Source organism: Salinicoccus halitifaciens, from assembly GCF_021026095.1.
Lineage (GTDB): Bacteria > Bacillota > Bacilli > Staphylococcales > Salinicoccaceae > Lacicoccus > Lacicoccus halitifaciens.
Window position 1 is genome coordinate 154323 of record NZ_JAJNCU010000008.1, and the last position, 21035, is coordinate 175357.

Annotated in this window: 20 protein-coding genes; 10 read left to right on the plus strand and 10 right to left on the minus strand. The window is 45.3% G+C overall.

Features of this window, described 5'->3' with window-relative positions:
- The first annotated feature begins 307 nt into the window (after nt 1–307).
- Nucleotides 308–2032 (plus strand): septation ring formation regulator EzrA, encoded by a 1725-nt coding sequence (locus LPW40_RS12255; RefSeq protein WP_269063330.1) that lies wholly within the window; start codon nt 308–310, stop codon nt 2030–2032.
- Nucleotides 2033–2580: 548 nt separating this feature from the next.
- Nucleotides 2581–2907: a pyridoxamine 5'-phosphate oxidase family protein gene (locus tag LPW40_RS12260; protein WP_230822539.1), complete on the plus strand. Its 327-nt coding sequence runs from the start codon at nt 2581–2583 to the stop codon at nt 2905–2907.
- 218 nt (nt 2908–3125) lie between these two features.
- Here LPW40_RS12260 and LPW40_RS12265 read toward each other — a convergent pair whose 3' ends face one another.
- Nucleotides 3126–3890 (minus strand): hypothetical protein, encoded by a 765-nt coding sequence (locus tag LPW40_RS12265; protein WP_230822540.1) that lies wholly within the window; start codon nt 3888–3890, stop codon nt 3126–3128.
- 615 nt (nt 3891–4505) lie between these two features.
- On the opposite strand from LPW40_RS12265, the gene LPW40_RS12270 reads away from it, so the two are divergent.
- The 7 genes from LPW40_RS12270 (at nt 4506) to LPW40_RS12300 (ending at nt 10487) form a co-directional block, all read left to right on the plus strand.
- Nucleotides 4506–4991 carry a hypothetical protein gene (locus LPW40_RS12270; protein ID WP_230822541.1) on the plus strand — a complete coding sequence of 162 codons (486 nt, stop codon included), beginning with the start codon at nt 4506–4508 and terminating at the stop codon, nt 4989–4991.
- Nucleotides 4992–5076: 85 nt separating this feature from the next.
- Nucleotides 5077–6060 carry a toll/interleukin-1 receptor domain-containing protein gene (locus tag LPW40_RS12275; RefSeq protein WP_230822542.1) on the plus strand — a complete coding sequence of 328 codons (984 nt, stop codon included), beginning with the start codon at nt 5077–5079 and terminating at the stop codon, nt 6058–6060.
- A gap of 227 nt (nt 6061–6287) precedes the next feature.
- The gene (locus LPW40_RS12280; RefSeq protein WP_230822543.1) at nt 6288–6695 is read left to right on the plus strand and encodes a DUF6220 domain-containing protein; all 408 of its coding nucleotides are present in this window, start codon (nt 6288–6290) and stop codon (nt 6693–6695) included.
- Nucleotides 6692–6886: a DUF5957 family protein gene (locus LPW40_RS12285; RefSeq protein ID WP_230822544.1), complete on the plus strand. Its 195-nt coding sequence runs from the start codon at nt 6692–6694 to the stop codon at nt 6884–6886. The genes LPW40_RS12280 and LPW40_RS12285 overlap by 4 nt, the downstream gene beginning before the upstream one ends.
- A gap of 63 nt (nt 6887–6949) precedes the next feature.
- Nucleotides 6950–8044, plus strand: a complete 1095-nt coding sequence (locus tag LPW40_RS12290; RefSeq protein WP_230822545.1) for a sensor histidine kinase — start codon at nt 6950–6952, stop codon at nt 8042–8044.
- Nucleotides 8045–8734, plus strand: a complete 690-nt coding sequence (locus LPW40_RS12295) for a response regulator transcription factor (RefSeq protein WP_230822546.1) — start codon at nt 8045–8047, stop codon at nt 8732–8734.
- Between the two features lie 163 nt (nt 8735–8897).
- Nucleotides 8898–10487, plus strand: a complete 1590-nt coding sequence (locus LPW40_RS12300; protein WP_230822547.1) for an IS1182 family transposase — start codon at nt 8898–8900, stop codon at nt 10485–10487.
- Nucleotides 10488–10585: 98 nt separating this feature from the next.
- On the opposite strand, the gene LPW40_RS12305 is transcribed toward LPW40_RS12300, so the two are convergent.
- Nucleotides 10586–11764, minus strand: coding sequence for an MFS transporter (locus LPW40_RS12305; RefSeq protein ID WP_230822548.1), 1179 nt, complete (start codon nt 11762–11764; stop codon nt 10586–10588).
- Between the two features lie 195 nt (nt 11765–11959).
- On the opposite strand from LPW40_RS12305, the gene cyoE reads away from it, so the two are divergent.
- Nucleotides 11960–12883 carry a heme o synthase gene (gene cyoE, locus LPW40_RS12310; protein ID WP_230822549.1) on the plus strand — a complete coding sequence of 308 codons (924 nt, stop codon included), beginning with the start codon at nt 11960–11962 and terminating at the stop codon, nt 12881–12883.
- Nucleotides 12884–12927: 44 nt separating this feature from the next.
- On the opposite strand, the gene sufB is transcribed toward cyoE, so the two are convergent.
- The 8 genes from sufB to LPW40_RS12350 all read right to left on the minus strand — a co-directional run bounded on the left by sufB (nt 12928) and on the right by LPW40_RS12350 (nt 21011).
- On the minus strand, nt 12928–14325 hold the full coding sequence (gene sufB, locus LPW40_RS12315) for a Fe-S cluster assembly protein SufB (RefSeq protein WP_230822550.1): 1398 nt from the start codon (nt 14323–14325) through the stop codon (nt 12928–12930).
- 21 nt (nt 14326–14346) lie between these two features.
- On the minus strand, nt 14347–14784 hold the full coding sequence (gene sufU / locus LPW40_RS12320) for a Fe-S cluster assembly sulfur transfer protein SufU (RefSeq protein WP_230822551.1): 438 nt from the start codon (nt 14782–14784) through the stop codon (nt 14347–14349).
- On the minus strand, nt 14774–15997 hold the full coding sequence (locus LPW40_RS12325; RefSeq protein WP_230822552.1) for a cysteine desulfurase: 1224 nt from the start codon (nt 15995–15997) through the stop codon (nt 14774–14776). The genes sufU and LPW40_RS12325 overlap by 11 nt, the downstream gene beginning before the upstream one ends.
- A gap of 22 nt (nt 15998–16019) precedes the next feature.
- On the minus strand, nt 16020–17336 hold the full coding sequence (gene sufD / locus LPW40_RS12330) for a Fe-S cluster assembly protein SufD (RefSeq protein ID WP_230822553.1): 1317 nt from the start codon (nt 17334–17336) through the stop codon (nt 16020–16022).
- 15 nt (nt 17337–17351) lie between these two features.
- Nucleotides 17352–18137, minus strand: coding sequence for a Fe-S cluster assembly ATPase SufC (gene sufC, locus LPW40_RS12335; RefSeq protein ID WP_230822554.1), 786 nt, complete (start codon nt 18135–18137; stop codon nt 17352–17354).
- Between the two features lie 256 nt (nt 18138–18393).
- On the minus strand, nt 18394–19296 hold the full coding sequence (locus LPW40_RS12340) for a sulfurtransferase (protein WP_230822555.1): 903 nt from the start codon (nt 19294–19296) through the stop codon (nt 18394–18396).
- A gap of 121 nt (nt 19297–19417) precedes the next feature.
- Nucleotides 19418–19753: a DUF4870 domain-containing protein gene (locus LPW40_RS12345; RefSeq protein ID WP_230822556.1), complete on the minus strand. Its 336-nt coding sequence runs from the start codon at nt 19751–19753 to the stop codon at nt 19418–19420.
- A gap of 358 nt (nt 19754–20111) precedes the next feature.
- Complete coding sequence (locus LPW40_RS12350; RefSeq protein ID WP_230822557.1) at nt 20112–21011, minus strand: MetQ/NlpA family ABC transporter substrate-binding protein; 900 nt, start codon at nt 21009–21011, stop codon at nt 20112–20114.
- Nucleotides 21012–21035: the final 24 nt, after the last annotated feature.

Here is a 21035-nt window from a genome sequence, read left to right on the forward strand (position 1 = left end):
AGTAGGAATTTTTAAATCATATCATAGGGGGTTAAACATATAAATTAGAAGATGATTCATTTATTCGTGTCATTCACTTCAACAGAATCAAGCTTGACTTCTTTATACTCTGGAAACTAACTTTTTAAGTTACTTATTACAGGCTTCTTTACCCATGCTCTATTTTCGAGGTTTCTTAAGCCTCGATTTCTGATCTTCATCAGCTTCATAATTATTTATCTAATTTTGATCATTAATGCCAGCAAGCGTATTATTGTAGGATTTCAGACTACTATTAACTATATTTATAGGAGGCAGCGGCAAGTATATGTGGATTTATCTACTCATCTTGATCAGTGTAATTACAGCAATTTCAGGTATTATTATGTTTTACATAAGGCACATAAGGTTGGAAGAGATCAATAATAAATTTCAAAGAATAGAGGAGGTCAAAGCACTGCCTTTCCAGGATGAATTAATTAAAATCAAAAGTTTAAACTTTTGTGGTGAAGCGAAAAAATTATATGTTGTCTGGCAGAAGGAATGGCAGACGGCACTGACAGCTTCACTTGATATCTTTGAAGAAAGACTTTCGGATGCCAAGAAAGACCTTGAGTCATTCAAATTCAAAGAAAGCAGCAAGAAAGTGAAACAGGCCGACACCAGTTTGGACGAAGCAGAGTTCCAGTACGATCAATTGGCTTCGGAAATCGAGGAACTCGTGCTGTCGAGTGAAAAGTCCGCAAATCTCAGGACGGAGGCTGAAAAAATTCATAGAGAGGCTAAGCAAGAGGTGCTTACCAGTACTTATCAGTTTGGAGAGGCTGCCAAGCCGCTTGCAACGCTCATCGACAGTTTGGACCCTGAGATTCGTGAATACGATGCCATGATCAATGATGGCAACTATGTCAGTGCTGCAAAGCATATCGAAGATATGTACAGCGACCTGTCGGCGCTGAAAGAGAATATGGATGCCATTTCGGTTTTAACCAGGGAAGTGCAAGAGACTCTTCCTGCACAGTTCCAGGAGATCAGTGTAGAATGCCATGCCCTGAAAGCAGAAGGCTATGACCTGGACCATATTAAAGTGGCATACAGACTGTCCGCTTTAAAAGGCAAGCTTAAACTGACGGAGCCGCTCATTTCCAGGCTGGAACTTGAGGAGGCGGAGAGAATACTGGACGATATCAACATACAAGTCGATGATTTGCTTGAACTGATTGAAATCGAAGTAAAAGCGAAAATCAAATTGAATCAGGATCAATCACTCATTACGGATGAGCTGTTCCACGCAAGAAACTCGAATTATACATTAAGAACAGAAATCCAATATTTGCAGGATCAGTTTTATATCAATGATGCTCATATACATTCTGTCCGGAAGTTTGAACATGAGATTGAGAGACTGTTGGATGTGTATGATGAAATCATTATCGACACATTGAAAACCAAGACAAGATACAGCGCAGTCGAAAACAGGATATCCGAGGTTAAAGATCAGATTTTGAGCGTCAACAAAGAGCAGGAAAAAATTCAGGAGCATCTGCTCAATTTAAGAGAAGATGCCGAAGAGGCAAAAGAGAACATGATTTACATCCAGGATAAAAAAGAGAAGGTTTACAGCAAATTGCTCACTTCAAATTTACCTGAAATGCCGAAAAGGATCGACATTTTAAAAAATGAACTGGACACTAATATCAAAGAGATTGAAAGATGTTTTACCAATCGGCCGTTGAATGTGCAATATATTAAAGATAAGGTGAATCAGACAGTCAAGGATATAGATGAGTTTGAACAGGAGTCTTATGAAGTGCTGCAGGAGGCCGAACTTACGGAAATCATGATTATGCACGGTAACAGGTATCGCAGTCATGATCATGACTTTGATGAGCAAATCAGGGAGTCTGAAAGGATGTTCAAAGAGGGCAGATACAAGCGAGCATTCGAAATCATCAGATGTGCACTTGAAAAAGCGAACCCCGACGCAGTCCGTAAAATTGAAAATGATGAAAAATTAATTTATAAATATGAGGACGACGGGGCTTGGATATAAAGACGCCTTAAAACTATGAAAAATAGCAAGTCTCGGGATTCAGATCGCTCTTGAGGAATTAATAACGAAAGCATTAAAAGTGAATATGATGTTAAATATACATAGAGCACATACATTTTGGTGATGTCGATTGTGAAATTGAATCCTGCCTAATCATGAAGAATAATATGAATTTGGTATTTGCCGCCTCAGCTTTAATATATTGTAGGGATGTAAATGACAATATTAAACTGTAGGAAATCGACAATTGTAGGTGCTCTTACATTTTTATGTTGCCTTGACAAATGAAATACAGAAGAGCATTGTTTCAAGCAAAAAGTAGGGAGTCTTGATTGCGGTCAACTGTTGAATCTTATTTGTGATAAAGTGGTTGAATCCTACTTGAGTTTACATCTTCTGATTACTCGATTAGCTGATTTTTGACTCTGTATGAGCGAGGTCTTTCGGACTTTAGTGAAACATCATGAGGATGCGGTTTTTATTTTCAAAACTTCTCATTGCTTCTACAACCAATAAAGGCTACCTTTTAATTAAGAGGTGATATATAGATGGAATCCGAGGGATTGATGGACGAGATTGATTTGATACTCCAGACTTCCAAAGCAGGCACCATGTCGACGTCAGTCAGTCCCATAGTCAGCGAATATATGACTTTCTATATAAAGGATTATGCACTATATACCGAAACAGAAAAGAACTCCCCGATGATAAGCGTCATTGAGCACAACCCTTTAGTTTATATCACATTGGGCGGCGACGAGCAGAGTGACAATCACCTTGAAATCATAGGCGAAACCGAAGTGGTGACCGACCGGGCGATCATCGACTGGCTGGCACAGGAGAAGGACTGCTCACGGTGGCAGCTGATATGGTGATGCTTAAGATTATGCGCTGAAGGTGAAGCTGGTGGGGGAGTAGTATATCACTATTAAAGAGCATAGATGAAAGCGCCCTTGTGTAAGGGTGCTTTCATTTTAGTAGTATATTTTTAGATAGTGAAAGCGAATGCCCTCCGTTTATCATCATTACACATCATATTCCTTATTCACTCAGAAGGAACAGTAAGTTAAGCTAAAATGCTTATGAGTTACTTCTAATTCAATCTTTCCATTAATTTAGTAAGGTTACTATCAATATTTATATTCTCGTTAAAAATCCATTTTTCAATTTCATTTATTTCGTTAAAGAAGTTTTCGTCTATAGAATCACTTAGACTAGAAACTATCGGGGCAATCTGATGAACATTTAGACCATTTTCAATTAATTTTGTGGATTGATTTATGACTTTTAAACTGTGATCAATCTTTTCATAACTATTTAACGGACTTAAATCTTCTAATTTCAATTCATTGTCATTTCTTAGAGTTTTATTTAACATTTCTGCTTTTGCTGTCATTTCATAGAAGTGACTTTCTTTGTATTGAGAAGTTTGACGCAGAACTGTAAGAAATCTATCGGATGTTTTTTTACTGTCCAAAGCTTTAAATTCTGGACCACTTAATAACAGAATTAAAGTGTTAGCTGTATCTTTTAAGTTCGTTAAATCGGCATCCAGTGTCTGTAATAGATCATGGTATGTATAAATCTTATTCAATTGAATTTCTGTTTTCAGCCTAGCTTTCTCATTATTCTCTACAGTTTTTAAGTGTTTTAACTGTTGTTGACCTTGTATATGAGCAACATAAATTACTCCCAAAGTACCTAGTATACCGCCTGAGTAACTTCCCAAGAATGCCAATCTTGCATTTGGTAAGTCTACGAAAATAAATATAATAAAAACTCCAATGGCAGTACCAGTAAATATTATAGAAGGAATTGTCATTCCTTTAAAAAGATTGTATTTATCTTCACTATTCATCTTTCCACCTCTTCCACTAAATACTTTTTTGATAAACCTCCAATTATGCAACTAGTCTCACACTTAAAATTTCGTAATAGAGGTAGTCTTTAAATGATAGTAAACAATGCTTACTAAATAATCAATTAAATATATGAAATATTCCACTTTAGATTTTATAAGATTGTTCACTAAGTGCCGGGGCACGATGTGTAATAATAATTTGAGTACTAATTGACAAGTGTTTTATGATGTCTAAACATAAAACTTTAAATCTTCACTAATGTTCTAAGTAATTATTCACGAGCTGAAGTTGGTGTATATGTAACAAGAGTTTGGTGTTATGACATTGCTTTCACTCTAATTTTGTATTCTTCATATATTAAATATGAAATAAATTGCAGCACTCTATACCTCTAAGATATAAAAACTTTGCAATCTCAACTCCATATATACAATTCGATCTTATTTAAACGTACTCATTGTTATCAACATAGCGTAAGAATTCTGTTTTAATATTCGAATTTTATTTTCCAAGGTCTAAATGTTAACAACTGTACCGAACATATTATAAATGAGTTACAATATAATTGAGTATGTAAACATAAAGTTTTGTCATTTAAAATTGGAGGAAAGTTGAATGACGAGTATAGTATTACACTAGTTCTAATAGTACTTATTAGTATCCTCGGACTTCTTGAAGAAATATATAAATTCTTTCAATTTTTATATATTAACTTCTCATTTCCATTATTAGTAGATGTTGTTATTATCTTTAATAAAGAATTGAGGAACTTAATAAATAGAATATTTAAGATTATATGGAGAAATAATAGTATCGAGTTAAACTTCGTAAAACTAAGGAAAAATAGTACATTAGACCAATATTCTGATGTAAGGCTAAAAGAACTTCCACCAATGGGTGACGGTGGGGGAAGTCTTCCTGCAGAGGATGCTGAAACACCTGCATTTTTAGTTTTGTATAATGATAGTATGTTCGAACACTATTTAAAGAAATCTGGTTCAATTGCTACTATACAAAAAATGTATAAGGCTTATGAAAAAGCACTAATGAATCACTATGAGCTGTACTTCGCAGGTATTAACTCTGTAATACTATGACACTAAGTTATGAGACAAAATTATAGATAATCATTTTACAGATAGTTTATTAATAGTAATAAAAGTAAAGACGCGGAGTGATATTATGTCTGATAATCATAAAAAAGTATTTGTCAGCTATGATTGGGGAACACCGGAACACGAACAATGGGTATATGATTTAGTGAAGGATTTACGCAGTGATGGGGTTGATGCCATAATTGATAAATTAATCACTCAAATGCATACGGTACAATTAGAGAGAATGATGATTGAGGAAATGAAGGAAAGTGATCACGTAATTATGGTGCTCACTAAAGAGTACGCTCGAAAAGCAGATGGTATGCAAGGTGGGGTGGGGTTCGAAACTCTCCAGAGTTTACCGGACTTACTTAGTAACTCTGATAAATATATTTTTATAATGCGTCACGATGGAGACTTCAAAGATGCGGTTCCATATCATCTTCGTGGGTTCCACTTTATAGACTTCTCGAGTGACAGCGAATATGAAAAGAAGTATAATCAGCTTTTACACAGGGTGGAGGGCATACCATATTATGAGCTCCCACCTCTTGGTAAGAAAAAAGATTTAAAACCACGCCCCTTTAATATAGAGGAGCCTACGTCTAACAATAAGATATTTAATGATATTGATTTACCAAAGCTAAAAAGGTTAAATGATTTGGAAAAAGATCAGCTAGAGGCAAGTGCTTATAATGAAATGATAGATTTATTTAATCAACTTTTTGAGGAACTGGAAAATAAGAATTCTAACTTCAAATATACTAATGAAAAAATAAACCATCAAAAACATATCTTTAAGTTATATCTAGATGGGACTTTGAAGTCCGGTTTCAAAGTTTGGAGAGGAAACCATCTATTTCCGGGAATTAATTTTCAATTTGGACATATGTTAGACATTAATTCAGATAATAGTTTGAATGAAAATATTATGTTTAATTATAGTCAAAACGGTGAGATCACTATGAAGCTAATGATGAATATGATGGGAAGTTCCGAGCATAAAGAGGTTGTTGGAGTAGTCAAAGAATTATGGAGTTCTAGATTAGAGCCGGACCTAAAACGATAAAAATTAAAGCTTTAATATTTATTGTATGTAACCCTCAAGCATTATAATATGGTACTCTCAGTTTCACAGATTTATATTATATAAGAATAGAGCTATATATCTCTGCAGACCGATAACCCGATCTGCAGGGATTTTTTCGATTTAAGAAATATTTAAGAATTACATAAGAGATATTTCAACTTTCCCTTGTAGTATGAAGCCATATCCAAACAAGAGGAGAATGAATAATGAGAGAAAACACTTTAAGAGGGCGTATCGGCAGGGGCATCTATCTTCTGCTTGCCGTCATCTTCGCACTTTGCGTAACAATTCAATTTTACACCGCCGGCATGGCGGTCTTCGACAATCCGGCCCACTGGCTGCAACACACGAGCTTCATCCATATATTCGGCTTCAACCTGCCAGTGTGTATGCTGTTGGCGGCATTAGTCGGAGCGATGCCCCGGCAAGTCTACTGGCATCTGTTCGGCACGTTTATCCTTATATTCATGATGTACTTCACAGCAAATATCGGCATCAGCGGGCTAGGACCGCTTCATCCGGTCCTTGGCACAGGACTGCTTATCCTTTCTGTATGGATGACCATCAGCGCTTTCAGAATGATATCTGCAACTGGAAGGGAGGAGACAGCATGAGACTATTCATCGCGATGCTTGTCGGGTTGATTGGCGGCTTCATCCTCGGGATTGCATTAACCAGCATGATTGCTGTCTTTAGTATGATGATTTTTGATGCACCGTTCGGCATCAAGTACCTGCCTTACTTCACGGCGCTGGTCTGTGCAATCATTGTACCAATGGTAGATCAAAGAAGTTTTCAGAGATAAAGGGCTGCCGGAAGGCAGCCTTTAGTATATCCATTATAATGGAAGCAAAGCGAAGAAAGGGAGGTGGCGCCTTTGTCCATTAAAAATAGATTGCTCATATCCAATATTGGCATGATCCTCATACCGGTTGCCGGCTTTTTCCTTATAGAAATAGTGCTGGGTTATACGCTGTTTGTCATATTCGAAGGTAATCCCGAAGGCACCGATATGAGAACGTTCCTTGCTCTGAGACTTTCAGCAATGGTCCTCATCCTTGTCTTCACGAACGGACTCTTGTCCTGGTATGTCTCAAGAAGTATCATTAAGCCAATTGAAGAATTATCCCTTGCCGCCAAAAAGATCAGTGAAGGGGATTTGAACCACAGTGTTGAAACTGACAGGCGGGATGAATTGGGTGAGCTCGGTAATACATTCGATGATATGCGGAGAAAGCTTTCCGAAGCGAGGGAGAGGCAGAAGCAGTATGAAGCGAACCGCCAGGAACTGCTCGCAGGCATTACACATGATTTGAAAACCCCGCTCACTTCCATCAAAGGATATGTCCACGGTATACAAGATGGTGTTGCCAATACACCGGAGAAACTGGAGCGTTATGCCGGCATCATTTCAAAGACAGCCGATAATATGGATATGCTCCTGGATGAACTGCTTTTATATACAAAAATCGATTCGGATCAGCTGCCATATCACTTTGAATCCATCGACCTGCAGGCGTTCCTATCCGACATGGTGGAAGACTTAAGCTTCGATATGGAAGGCGAAAACGGGAAGGTGAGACTTCATGCAGACGGCGAGGAGACCTTTATCGTCAAAGCGGATCGGGATAAGCTAAAACGGGCGATATCAAACGTCGTCCAAAACAGTCTGAAGTATATGGATAAAGATAAGAAAATGATTGAAGTGAATCTGATGGAGGACGGGAAAGACGTGATCATTGAAGTGAGGGATAATGGCAGCGGCATCAGTGAGAAGGACCTGCCCTTCATCTTTGAAAGCTTTTACAGGGCGGATGCATCGAGGAATTCTGAGACAGGCGGCAGCGGCCTCGGTTTGTCCATTGTGAAGAAAATCATCGAGGCACATGGCGGCATTGTTCTGGCGGAGAGCGCGCCCGGTGAGGGTACAAGCATTTACTTCCGGATGGAGAGGGTGGAATAGATGGCGAAAGTGTTGATCATAGAAGACGAGCAGCATATTGCGGAACTGGAGAGGGACTATCTTGAAGTGAATGGGATTGAAAGCGACATCGCCTTCGACAGTACTACGGGCATGGCGCTTGCACGACGTGAGCAGTATGCACTCATACTGCTTGATCTTATGCTTCCGGACACTGACGGCCTTGAACTGTGCAAGGAACTGAGGACTTTCCTCGACATCCCGATACTGATGGTCACTGCAAGAAAAGAAGACATCGATAAAATCCGCGGCTTCGACCGCGGTGCCGATGACTATATCGTGAAACCGTTCAATCCTAATGAACTCGTTGCCCGCGTCAAGGCGCACATTTCAAGGTATGAACGGTTGAAGCACCCTGTTGATAAGCTTGATGAAATCCAGATTGGCGCCCTTGTCATCGAGCCGGATTCACGGAAAGTGTTCCTGAGTGGTGAAGAGAAGGTGCTCACCGCGAAGCAGTTCGATCTGCTGAAATTCCTCGCCGAAAATCCCGGTATTGTCTTCAGCAAAGAACACCTCTTCGAACGCATATGGGGAATGGACGCCATTGGAGACAGTTCCACCGTCACCGTTCACATTAGGAAAATCCGGGAGAGTATTGAAACGGATCCCTCCAACCCACAGTTCATAGAAACCGTATGGGGAGTGGGATACAGATTTAAGGGGAATTAAAGAGGAGTCAAGGAGGGGCTGGGACATAAGTCCCCGCCCATAACCAAAAATCCCCGGATTAAAATGTGAATTTTAATCCGGGGATTTTTATATAAATATAAGACAAAAACAAGGCACACTCTTATAATGTAAGTAACCACACAAACAAAGGAAGAGGTGCCTTATGTATAAAGATTATAACATGAACCAGCTCACAATACCATTGGATATCGAAGTGATGATTCCGGGCGATGACATCGCCGTTGCGGTGAATGAAATGGTGGAGAGCATCCCGGAGGCGCCGTTCAAAGCATTCGAGCATGATTTCGGGGCGTCCTCCTACCATCCGAGGATGATGATGAAGATCATCCTGTGCGGGTATGCCCAGTCCATGTGGTCCGGCCGGAAAATCGAAGCCGAGCTCGGCGACAGCCTGCGCATGATGTGGCTGGCCCAGCGCCAGCGCCCCTCTTACCGGACCATCAACCGGTTCCGGGTGCACCCCGCCATGGCAGCCCTCATCAAAGAGGCCTTCATCCAATTCAGGATGCAGCTCCAGGCCCATGATCTGATTGATGCGGATGCGATTTTCATCGATGGCACTAAACTCGAAGCCAATGCCAACAAATATACCTTCGTCTTCAGGAAAAGCGTCGAAAAGCATCAGGAGAAACTGCGCGCCCAGTCCAGGCTGATGTATGACACGATGCATGCGCAGATGATCATCCCGGCGCTGCTTGAGGAATCGGAGTCACTGGTCACAGCCGGGCACCTGAACACCATGCATCAGGCACTGGAGACGGTGGAGGCCGGACTGACGGAGACCATCGATGCGACTGAGGCTGTTGAAGCGCGAAAAGCCGTACGGGCCAAGCGTGCCATCATCCGGAAGACCAAAAGGAAATGTGCCGACCTGCGGGCGCGGGAAGAGAAATACACCGGACAGCTGGCCATTCTGGGCACACGCAACAGCTATTCGAAAACCGATCCGGATGCGACATTTATGCGGATGAAAGAGGATCATATGCGCAATGGCCAGCTGAAAGCCGGGTATAACCTGCAGGTTGCCAGCAACAATCAGTTTGTCCTGGGGTATGACCTCTACCCGAACCCGACCGACACCCGCACCCTGCCGCCCTTCCTCAATACGATGCGTGATCAGTTCGGGCATCTGCCGGAAAAGATCGTCGCCGATGCCGGTTATGGCAGTGAAGCCAACTATGAACTGATTCAGGATGCGTATGAACGGACGGCGCTGATCCCGTACAACACGTACTATAGAGAGCGGAAGCACGCACACACAACAGATGCCATGCATCCGGCCAACTGGGCCTATGACGCTGAAAACGACATCTACACCTGTCCGGACGGCCGGGCCATCCGGTTTGAGCGCTATGCGGACCGGACGGATCACTACGGCCATACACGCCGGCTCAAAATCTATGCCTCCGCGGACTGCGCCGGCTGTGCACTGTATGATCAGTGCATCAAAAGCGATAGACGCATCAACAAGCGCATCCAAAAGAATATGAACCTGGAGTATTTCAAAGCCCAGGCCCGACGCACGCTTTCAATGAAAGAGAACCGGATGATCTATCAGCAGAGGAAGATCGATATCGAAACGGTTTTCGGCAATTTGAAGGCGAATTTGACGTTCAAACGATTCTCAGTCCGGGGCGCACGCAAGGTCAAAATCGAAACCGGTCTCGCATTACTCGCCCTGAATCTGCGGAAGTTCCGGCAGATTCAGGGCGACCTGTCTGCCGGCATATAGAAAAAGCGGCGATCCATCTGGGTTTACAGATGGATCGCCGCTTTTTTTACCTGTCGAAGGGCTTTATGTCCCAGCCCCTTAAAATTTCAGCGGGTGCTTTATGCAGTGCCTGCGTGCTTCCTGCCATGCACAAAGTAATAAACGACGAGGCCCGCGAGGACCACAAGCACAAGTGATGCGTACATGCCCCTGTAACCGAGCATCGGCACGATGAACCCGAGTACGAGCGGACCGAAGCCGAGGCCCAGGTCCAGGGCGATGAAGTAGGTCGTATTCGCAAGTCCCATGCGGTGCCGCGGCGTCGCTTTGATGGCCAGTGCCTGTGAGATCGACTGGAAGTTACCGTAGCCGAGGCCCATGAGGAGCGCCGCTGCGAGCAGCATCCACCCGGCATCCGCCTGGCTGATCACAAACATGCCCGCTGCGAATAATATTAACGCGGGATAGACGACGATATTTGCACCTTTCCTGTCCATCAGCGGACCGGTCACCGGCCTGGAGAGCAGCACCGCAACCCCGTACACAAGGAAGAAGAAGCTGCCCGCTTCGACCAGACCGATTTCGGCAGTATATCCCGTGACGAATGAAAGGATGCTTGAATAGGCGAAGGCCAGTACGAACATCACAATCGAAATCGGTACGGCACGCGCCTCGAAATAATCCGACAGGCTGAAACGTTTATAACCGGAGGCGGGCACTTCCACTTCCGGCGGACGCACCGTCAGACTGAGCAGCACGCTGATGATGGCCATGATGAGTGAGAATATGAAGATGCTGGTGAATCCGTACTGATTCAGAAGCACAACCCCGACCAGAGGCCCCACGGCCGTCGCCAGTACGACGCTCATGCTGAAGTAGCCGATTCCCTCACCGCTCCTTGAGCGCGGGATGATCTGGGCGACGATCGTCCCCGTCGCGGTCGCCGCAAGACCGAGTGCCACGCCATGCAGGAACCTCAAGCCCATCAGGGGATAGATGCCCATCGGCACAAAGTACAATGCAGTGGTGGCGAGCACCGCCGCCGCTCCGCCGAGGAGCATCTTCCTGTTGCCGATCCTTGCGATGTTCTTCCCGCCGTACAGGCGGCCGAACAGTGTCCCGATGATGAATATGCTGGAGACGAAACCGGCCATGCTGACCGATGCGCCGTACGTTTCCATGGCATACACCGCCATCGTGACAAGCAGCAGGTACATCGACAGTGTCAGCATCAGGTTTACCGTCGATGTCAGCACGAACCCTTTCGTCCATAATTTCTCTTTTCTTTGAGCGGCCATTTATAACACAGCTTCCTTTTAATATTTTAAAAGATGCAATCATTCATTAATTGTACAGAATTCAGACACAAATGCCCAGAAACATGCCCGTAGAGGCTCCTGTGGTAATGCGAAATACCCGGCGGACTGCTATAATGTAATATGGATAATTTCCAACATTATTATGTTGAGTACAATACTTGAGAGGGAATTCTTTTGAATAACGATCATTCATCATCCGGGGGCCGGATGCAGTCTCGGACCGCTTCCGGCTTTTACGGATTTCTTACAAATGTCAAATACCTGCTGAAGGGTAAAGTGCTGGTGGCGAATGTGCTGCCGGTATTCACCGCTTTCTGGCTTGCGCTCTACTTCAGCGGTGAGGCTTTCAGCAGCCACTTCAGCACCTTCCTGCTCACCATGATCGGAAGCACGCTGATCATCGCCGGTGCCCTGATGTTCAACAACTGGTATGAAGCCGATCTCGATAAGAAGATGGACCGCACGCAGAACCGTCCGACGGTCACGGGGGATTTCACATTGACCGCGGTCTTCCGTGCTGCGGTCATCACAACGATCCTCGGCCTCGGCATCATGCTGTTCACGACGCTTGAGGCGGCACTTTATTCGTTCCTCGGCTGGTTTTTCTATGTGGTGCTATACACCTTCTGGTCCAAGCGGAAATATACCATCAATACGATCATCGGCAGCATTTCAGGGGCATTCACGCCGCTGATCGGCTGGGCGGCAGTGGCACCGGCGAATCATATCGTCCCGGTCATGCTGTTCTACCTGCTGTTCATCTGGCAGGTGCCGCACACCCTCGCCATCGCGATCAGGAGACTCGATGATTACACGCGGGCAGGCGTCCCGATGCTGCCCGTCGTCTCAGGAGTCACGATGACCATCCGGCAGATGCTGATATACATCATCGCCCTCCTCCCTTTCCCGTTCGTCCTGCTCCCTTCAATGGGCTTGATATTCTTCATTATCACGCTCGGACTCACGGCAGGCTGGATCATCCTCGCCTTCAGGGGAATAAAGACCATGGATACCGGGGTGTGGGCACGCAGGAACCTGCGTTATTCGCTGATCTACCTCATCATCACACTGCTCGTGATGATCATCGTCACAATATAGAAAAACCCCTTACCGGAGCCCGGTAAGGGGTTTTAATATGGTCATTAACCGATTGAACCTTCCATTTCAAAGGAGATCAGACGGTTCATCTCAACCGCATATTCCATTGGAAGTTCTTTAGTGAATGGCTCGATGAAGCCCATGACGATCATTTCGACCGCTTCAAGTTCACCGATGCCACGGCTCATCAGATAGAATAACTGCTCTTCAGATACTTTCGAAACTTTCGCTTCGTGTTCCAGTGAAATGTTATCATTTAAGATTTCATTGTACGGAATCGTATCGGAAGTGGACTCGTTATCCATGATCATTGTGTCACACTCGATGTTCGATCTTGCATTTTCAGCTTTTCTGCCGAAATGGACCTGTCCGCGGTAGGAAACTTTACCGCCGCCTTTGGCGATCGATTTGGAAACGATCGTTGAAGACGTGTTAGGTGCCAGGTGGATCATTTTCGCACCCGCATCCTGCAGCTGGCCTTTACCTGCCAGAGCGATGGACAATGTCATACCGCGTGCACCTTCGCCTTTAAGGAAGATTGAAGGGTATTTCATTGTGATCTTGGAACCGAGGTTGCCGTCGACCCATTCCATCGTACCGTTTTCGTCAACGAAAGTACGCTTGGTTACGAGGTTGTAGACGTTGTTCGCCCAGTTCTGGATCGTCGTGTAACGGCAGTAAGCATCTTTTTTGACGATGATCTCAACAACTGCGGAGTGCAGTGAGTTCGTCGTATAGACAGGTGCTGTACAACCTTCCACGTAGTGGACGCTTGAACCTTCATCACAGATGATCAGCGTACGCTCGAACTGACCCATGTTCTCGGAGTTGATGCGGAAGTAAGCCTGCAGAGGCGAATCGACCGTGACTCCAGGAGGGCAGTAGATGAATGATCCACCGGACCATACAGCTGAGTTCAGCGCCGAGAATTTGTTGTCCGTCGCCGGCACTACAGTTCCGAAGTACTCTCTGAAAAGGTCTTCGTTTTCACGAAGTGCAGAGTCCGTGTCCTTGAATATTACGCCCTTCTCTTCAAGAGCCTGCTCCATGTTGTGGTATACCACTTCTGATTCATACTGTGCAGAAACACCTGCAAGGTATTTTTGTTCTGCTTCAGGAATACCGAGCTTGTCAAACGTCAGTTTGATTTCTTCCGGCACTTCATCCCATGAGCGTTCAGTCTGCTCGGAAGGCTTCACGTAGTAAGTGATCTCATCAAAGTTCAACTCTGAAAGATCCCCGCCCCACATCGGCATTGGTCTGTCGTAGAAATGCTGCAGTGATTTCAGGCGGTAATCCAGCATCCACTGAGGCTCTTCCTTCATTTTCGAAATCTCTTTAACGATTTCCGGTGTCAGACCGCGGTCTGAACGGAAAATTGATACGTCTTCATCATGGAAACCATATTTATAATCTTCTATTTCAGGTACATTTTTAGCCATGACAATCACTCCTTCTATATATTACTGTCCGGATTCCTTAACACCTTTTTCAAGTGCTTTCCAGGTTAGCGTCGCACATTTTATACGTGCAGGGAACTGGCTCACCCCGGACAATGCTTCTATATCCCCATACTCTTCCGGAATATCGTAGTCTTCACCGAGCATCATCTTACTGAATTCCTCACTCATGCCGAGCGCCTCTTCGAGTGATTTGCCCTTGATGGCCTCTGTCATCATCGAAGCGCTGGACAATGAAATGGAACAGCCTTCGCCGTCGAATTTGGCATCGCGGACGATTCCATCCTGAACGTCCAGAGTCAGACGGATTGCATCACCACATGTCGGATTGTTCATATCGACGGTCATCGTGCCTGCCTCAAGTACACCTTTGTTCCTCGGGTTCTTGTAGTGGTCCATGATGACCGAGCGATACAGCTGGTTCAGGTTATTAAAATTCATGCGTGAAAAACTCCTTTGTGCGTTCCAAAGAATCGATGAAGTAATCAATTTCATCTTTAGTGTTGTATAAATAAAAGCTCGCTCTGGCCGTGGAGGAAACTTCCAGGAACTTCATCAGCGGCTGGGCACAGTGATGCCCGGCCCTGACCGCAACGCCGTCAGAATCCAGTGCAGTCGCCAGATCATGCGGATGTACACCGTCCAGGTTGAAAGTGATCAATCCGGCGCGTTCTTCCCTTGGTCCGTAAATCTCTATGCCTTCAATCTGTGACATCTTATCATATGCGTACTTGACCAGTTCCTGTTCGTAGCGGAGTATTTCATCTGCACCGACCTCATTGATGTAATCGATCGCTGCCGACAGCCCGATCGCTTCTGCGATCATTGGTGTGCCCGCTTCGAATTTCACCGGAAGATCGGTCCATGTGGATTCTCTCAAATCCACGAAGTCGATCATATCTCCACCATATTCGATGGGTTCCATATTATCAAGCAAATCAGCTTTGCCGTAAAGGACGCCGATGCCTGTCGGGCCTAGCATCTTATGGCCGCTGAATGCATAGAAGTCAACATCCAGATCCTGAACATCCACGCTCATGTGGGGCACCGCCTGTGCACCATCCACAGCGATATATGCGCCGTGGCTGTGGGCGATTTCCGCAATGCTCTTGATGTCGTTGATCGTGCCGAGCACGTTGGAAACGTGTGTAAGCGCCACAATTTTCGTCCTGTCCGACATCACTGCTTCGACATTTTCCAATTTGATCGTTCCATCCGCTTCAAGGGGGATGAATACGAGATTGGCCTTTTTGCGTTTCGCAAGTTCCTGCCAGGGTACGATGTTTGCATGGTGCTCCACCGCAGTGACGACGATGTCGTCACCTTCCGAAACATTGTCTTCACCGAAACTCCTGGCAACCAGGTTGATTGCCGAAGTCGTCCCGCGTGTGAAGATGATTTCTTCATAGCGTTGTGCATTGATGAAACCTCTGACCTTCATCCGTGCCTGCTCATATGCATCCGTTGCCTTCGTTCCGAGTGTATGCACGCCTCTGTGGACGTTTGAATTGTAATTCCGGTAGTAGTCGTTCATCGCATCGATCACCTGGGTCGGCGACTGGCTGGTCGCTGAAGTGTCCAGGTAAACCAGAGGCTTACCGTTGACTTCCTGATCCAGAATCGGAAAATCTCTGCGGATGGTATTTATATCCATATGGGAAAAACCCCTTTAACGCTTATTTCGATAATACTTTCAGCTCTATAATCTCTTTAAGCTGCTTCTTGACCGATTCGATCGGCAGTGCCTTCACTACAGGATCCAGGAAACCGTGGATGACAAGTCTCTCTGCTTCCCTCTGCGAAATACCGCGGCTCATCAGATAGAACAGCTGGAGCGGGTCCACACGGCCGACTGAGGCTGCGTGACCGGCTGTCACATCGTCTTCATCGATGAGGAGGATCGGGTTTGCGTCACCGCGTGCACGTTCGCTCAGCATGAGAATGCGTGATTCCTGCTGTGCATCACTGCGTGTCGCACCGTGCTTGATATAGCCGATGCCGTTGAAGATGCTTGTCGCCCTGTCCTTCATGACGCCGTGCTTCAGTATATGTCCGTTGGAATCCTTGCCATAGTGGATGATCTGCGTCGTGACGTTCTGGTTCTGCTCACCGCGTCCGATCGTGACCGTCTTCATGTCCGAGTTCGAACGGTCGCCCATGAGATAGGTCGTGTTGTCGTTGATGATGTTTGAATCACTCATCAGGCCGAGTGCCCAGTCGATTCTTGCATCAGCCGACGCAACACCGCGTCTGTTGATGTAGCCGGTCATGCCTTCTGCAAGCACATCCACCGCGCCGTAAGTGATTTTCGCATTATCCAGTGCAAGGACTTCGGAGACGATGTTGATCTGCTCGTTGGTCTGCTCGACGTTGGACAGGTAGTTCTCCACATAAGTGACTTCCGATCCTTTGTCCGCAACGATGAGCACATGGTTCACAAGTGATGCCTTTTCATCATCGTGGAGCACGACCATCTGTATAGGATCTTCAATCTGAACATCTTTCGGCACATAGACGAACAGGCCGCCGTTCAGCATTGCAGTATGGAAGGCCGTGAGCTTATGCTCGTCGACTTTCACACCGTCGGTCATGAAGTACTTTTCAACAAGTTCAGGGTGATTGTGTGTCGCTTCGATGATGTTTTCGATGATGACACCTTTATCCTGCAGTTTTTCATCTATCTGTACATAAGCAGGCGTATTGTTGTGCTGGACATAGATGTTTTTTGTGTTTTCGATATCATGAAGCTCCTTGACCGCTTCAGGCAGTTCATCCAGGCTGTTGTAGACACTGCTGTCGACGACAGGCTCTGCCATTGTGAAGAAGTCCCATCTCTTGATGTTCGTCTTGTCAGGCTTCGGCATCTCAAGATTTTCGATCGTCTCGAGTGCTTCCCGCTTTTTATTGATAAGGAAGTCGGATTCACCACGCTCGGTTGCGCGCTGAATGACTTCATCTGCATTTATAATATATTCATTAGATACAGTAGCCATTATGATCCTCCTGTCTTATTTAACGTCAGATTCTACAGTTACGTCATCAATACCTAATTCTTCTTTGATCCAGTCATAACCTTCGGACTCAAGACGCTCTGAAAGTTCTTTGCCGCCGGATTTGACGATCTTGCCTTTCATCATGACGTGTACATGGTCAGGCTCGATGTAGTTGAGAAGTCTTTGGTAGTGAGTGATGATCAGTGAACCGAAGTTTTCACCGCGCAGTTTGTTGATGCCTTTTGATACAATCGCAAGTGCGTCGATGTCAAGACCGGAGTCGATCTCATCCAGAATGCCGAATTTAGGCTCAAGCATCATCAGCTGGAGGATTTCATTTCTCTTTTTCTCACCGCCGGAGAACCCTTCATTCAGGTAACGTGTTGCCATGTCCTGATCGATTTCAAGGTACTCCATGTTTTTATCCAATTTCTTGATGAACTGCATCAGGTTGATTTCGTCGCCTTCCTCACGGTGTGAGTTGATCGCCGAACGCAGGAAGTCTGAAGTCGTCACTCCTGAGATTTCAGATGGGTACTGCATACCGAGGAATAGACCGGCTTTCGCACGCTCGTCCACTTCCATCTCCAGTACATCTTCACCGTCAAGAAGTATTTCGCCCTGTGTCACTTCATAACGCGGGTGTCCCATGATCGCCTGCGCCAAAGTGGACTTGCCCGTACCGTTCGGTCCCATGACCGCATGGATTTCGCCTTGCTTGAGTGTCAGGTCGACACCTTTTAAGATTTCTTTACCGTCTATTTCGACGTGTAAGTTTTTGATTTCCAGAACAGAAGTCATTTACTTATCCTCCAATTAGAAAATATTATTCTCATACTCCACTAGTTTATAATAATTCTAATCTATAGTCAAAGAAATGGAGTATGATTCACACTGTAATATTATACCTTAAAAGCTGAACATATTAAAGGGGGGCGCCTCGTTCGAAAGTATGAAGACGGCAGGAAAGCGTTTTATCCTCCTTGAGAATGGGAAAACCCAAATGATTCCGTCATCATTCAGGTTTCTTATGGTTTATGATTCAAATGTTGTAATCTTACTTCGAATCCTTTGTTTCCATCGGCAGGCTTTCATCCGCCGCCCATTCGGATAATGAACCGTCATAGACCGCCACATTGTCCTGACCGAGTTTATTCAGCAGGTACTGTGTCCATGTTGCTGCGATGGCGCTGCCGCAATAGGTGATGACCTTCTTATCCTGATCCAGTGCGCCCACCGCTTCAAACCGCTCTTTCAATTTTTCATCATCGTAGACTTCACCGGTTTCAGGATCGGCCAGATCTCCGAAGAAGACATTGACTGCGCCCGGTATGTGGCCGGGACGGGCATACGTGTCGGACTCGCCTGCATAATTTGAAGGATCCAGACTGTCCAAGATGATTACATTATCGTCATCTATTGCATTCAGGACATCCTCTTTGCTCGCATAAAGTTCAGGACGGCGTTCGATGTTCAATTCACCTTTTTCCGGTGTAACCACCTCATCAGTGACCGGACGCCCTTCTCTTGTCCATTTATTATAGCCGCCATCCAGTATCGCCACATTATCGAATCCCTCGAACTTCAACTGCCAAGCAAGGCGGGAGGCCCAATCCGCCGCTTCAAACTCGGCACCCACCATCGCACCACGATCATATATCACGACGAAAGAATCATCAGAGACGCCAAGATCTCTCATTTTAGTGACGAATTCGTCATGAGGTATCACCGCAAAGTTATAAGAAGCGTCCGGATCGGAAAAGTCATTTTTCAAGTCGGCGAATACTGCGCCGGGAATATGAGCTTTCTCATAATCTTCCTTGCCGCTCCACACTTTGTAATAACCTCCGCCCTCCGGTATCTGTAAATACGTCGTCGCATCAATGATCTTTAAATTTTCATCTTCCAAATGCGCCTCAAGCCATTCAGTCGAAACAAATTTTGAATTATTACCAGCCATCTAAAGCACTCCTTTAAATCATATTATTTAACTATGATTTAATCATATCACATAATGAAGCTCGATTAAAAATAAACAGCCGGACGATGAAGTTTCAAAGCCCGGTTGTTGTTTTTCATATTCACTTGATGATGTCCAGCGTGAAAGGCGGCTTATACACTTCACCGTTCACTGTCTTGATGATGCCGATGATGATGAAGACGATTGTCGCGACCTGCACGATCGGCCCCAGTACGAAACCGATCAGCACGACTGTAGTGGCCCACGCAATCAGTGCGTAGATCGTGTAGGATATGCCGAAGTTGGCCACATGCCTGAGCGCTTCCGCCGTCGCCGGATCATCGTCTTTCTTCAGGGCCCAGATGATCAGGGGTCCGATGAGCAGTGTGAACAACGCTAAAATATAAGATACGAGGACGAGTGACGAATCATAACCTGCTTGAGTGTTCTGTGTCATTTTAGTCTCCCCTTGTCTGATGCTTTCAATACATCAATTTTACCATAAATAAACAAATTACACAATCGAATTCATCGTTACAGGAGGGGGGTATGAGGGAATCGATTAAGTCGATGAAATCATTAAAGATAATCGAAATACGGAGGCGAATTCGATTAAGTCCACGGAATCAACAAAGATAATCGAAATGTGGAAGCGAATTCGATTAAGTCGACGGGATCACCAAAGATAATCGAAATAACGATGCGAATTCGATTAAGTCGACGGGATCACCAAAGATAATCGAATCCGCCCCGCACGCATCATCGCCACCCACAAAAAAACCGGAAGATCATCTGATCTCCCGGCCCTTATCACTTTATTCCGCTGGGATGACTGCGCCCCCATAGGTATCTTCCATAAACTGTGCAATTTCCTCGCCCTGAAGCACATCCATCAATGCCTGAACGTCTTCTCTGTCCGCATCGCCTGAACGCACTGCAACAAGGTTGGCATATGGTGATTCAGAATCCTCCAAGGCAATCGCATCCACCACAGGGTTCAGATCACCTTCGATTGCGAAGTTGGAGTTGATGATCACTGCCGGGGCTTCGTTATTGTTATACATTTCAACGAGCAGTTCCGGTGCCGTCTGGTTGTTGAACTCAAAATCATTCGGATTTTCAGTGATGTCATCGAACGTCGCATTTTCAATGTCGATGCCGTCTTCAATCTCAATCAGTCCGGCGTCCACGAAGAATGACAGGAAGCGTCCTTCCTCAGCCGGGTTGTTGGAAACCAGGATGGTCGAACCTTCCGGCAGTTCCTCCAGTGAATCATAGTCCTGCGAATAAACACCCATCGGCTCGATATGTACGTTGCCTGCAGATTCAAGGTCGTACCCGTGTGATTCCACTTCACCTTCCAGATAAGGCGTATGCTGGAAGAAGTTTGCATCCACTTCTTCGTCCGCAAGCAGACGGTTCGGTGTCGTATAGTCGTTGACTATGCTGATATCAAGCTCGATACCTTCCTCATCCAGTAATTTCGCCGCTTCTTCCAGAAGCTCAGCGTGCGGTGCAGGTGATGCTGCGATGGATAGTGTGCCGCCTGCTTCTTCTGCAGCATCCCCGGAACCATTTTCTTCGGTTTCTGCAGCCTCTTCAGTCTCTTCGCCTGTGTCCGCACTTTCTTCAGTGCCTTCGTCCCCGCCGTTGCCGCATGCTGCAAGTACCACTGCAAATACGCTTAAAACCATGAATAGAAATAACTTTCTCATAATTTACCCTGTCCTCTCCAACCA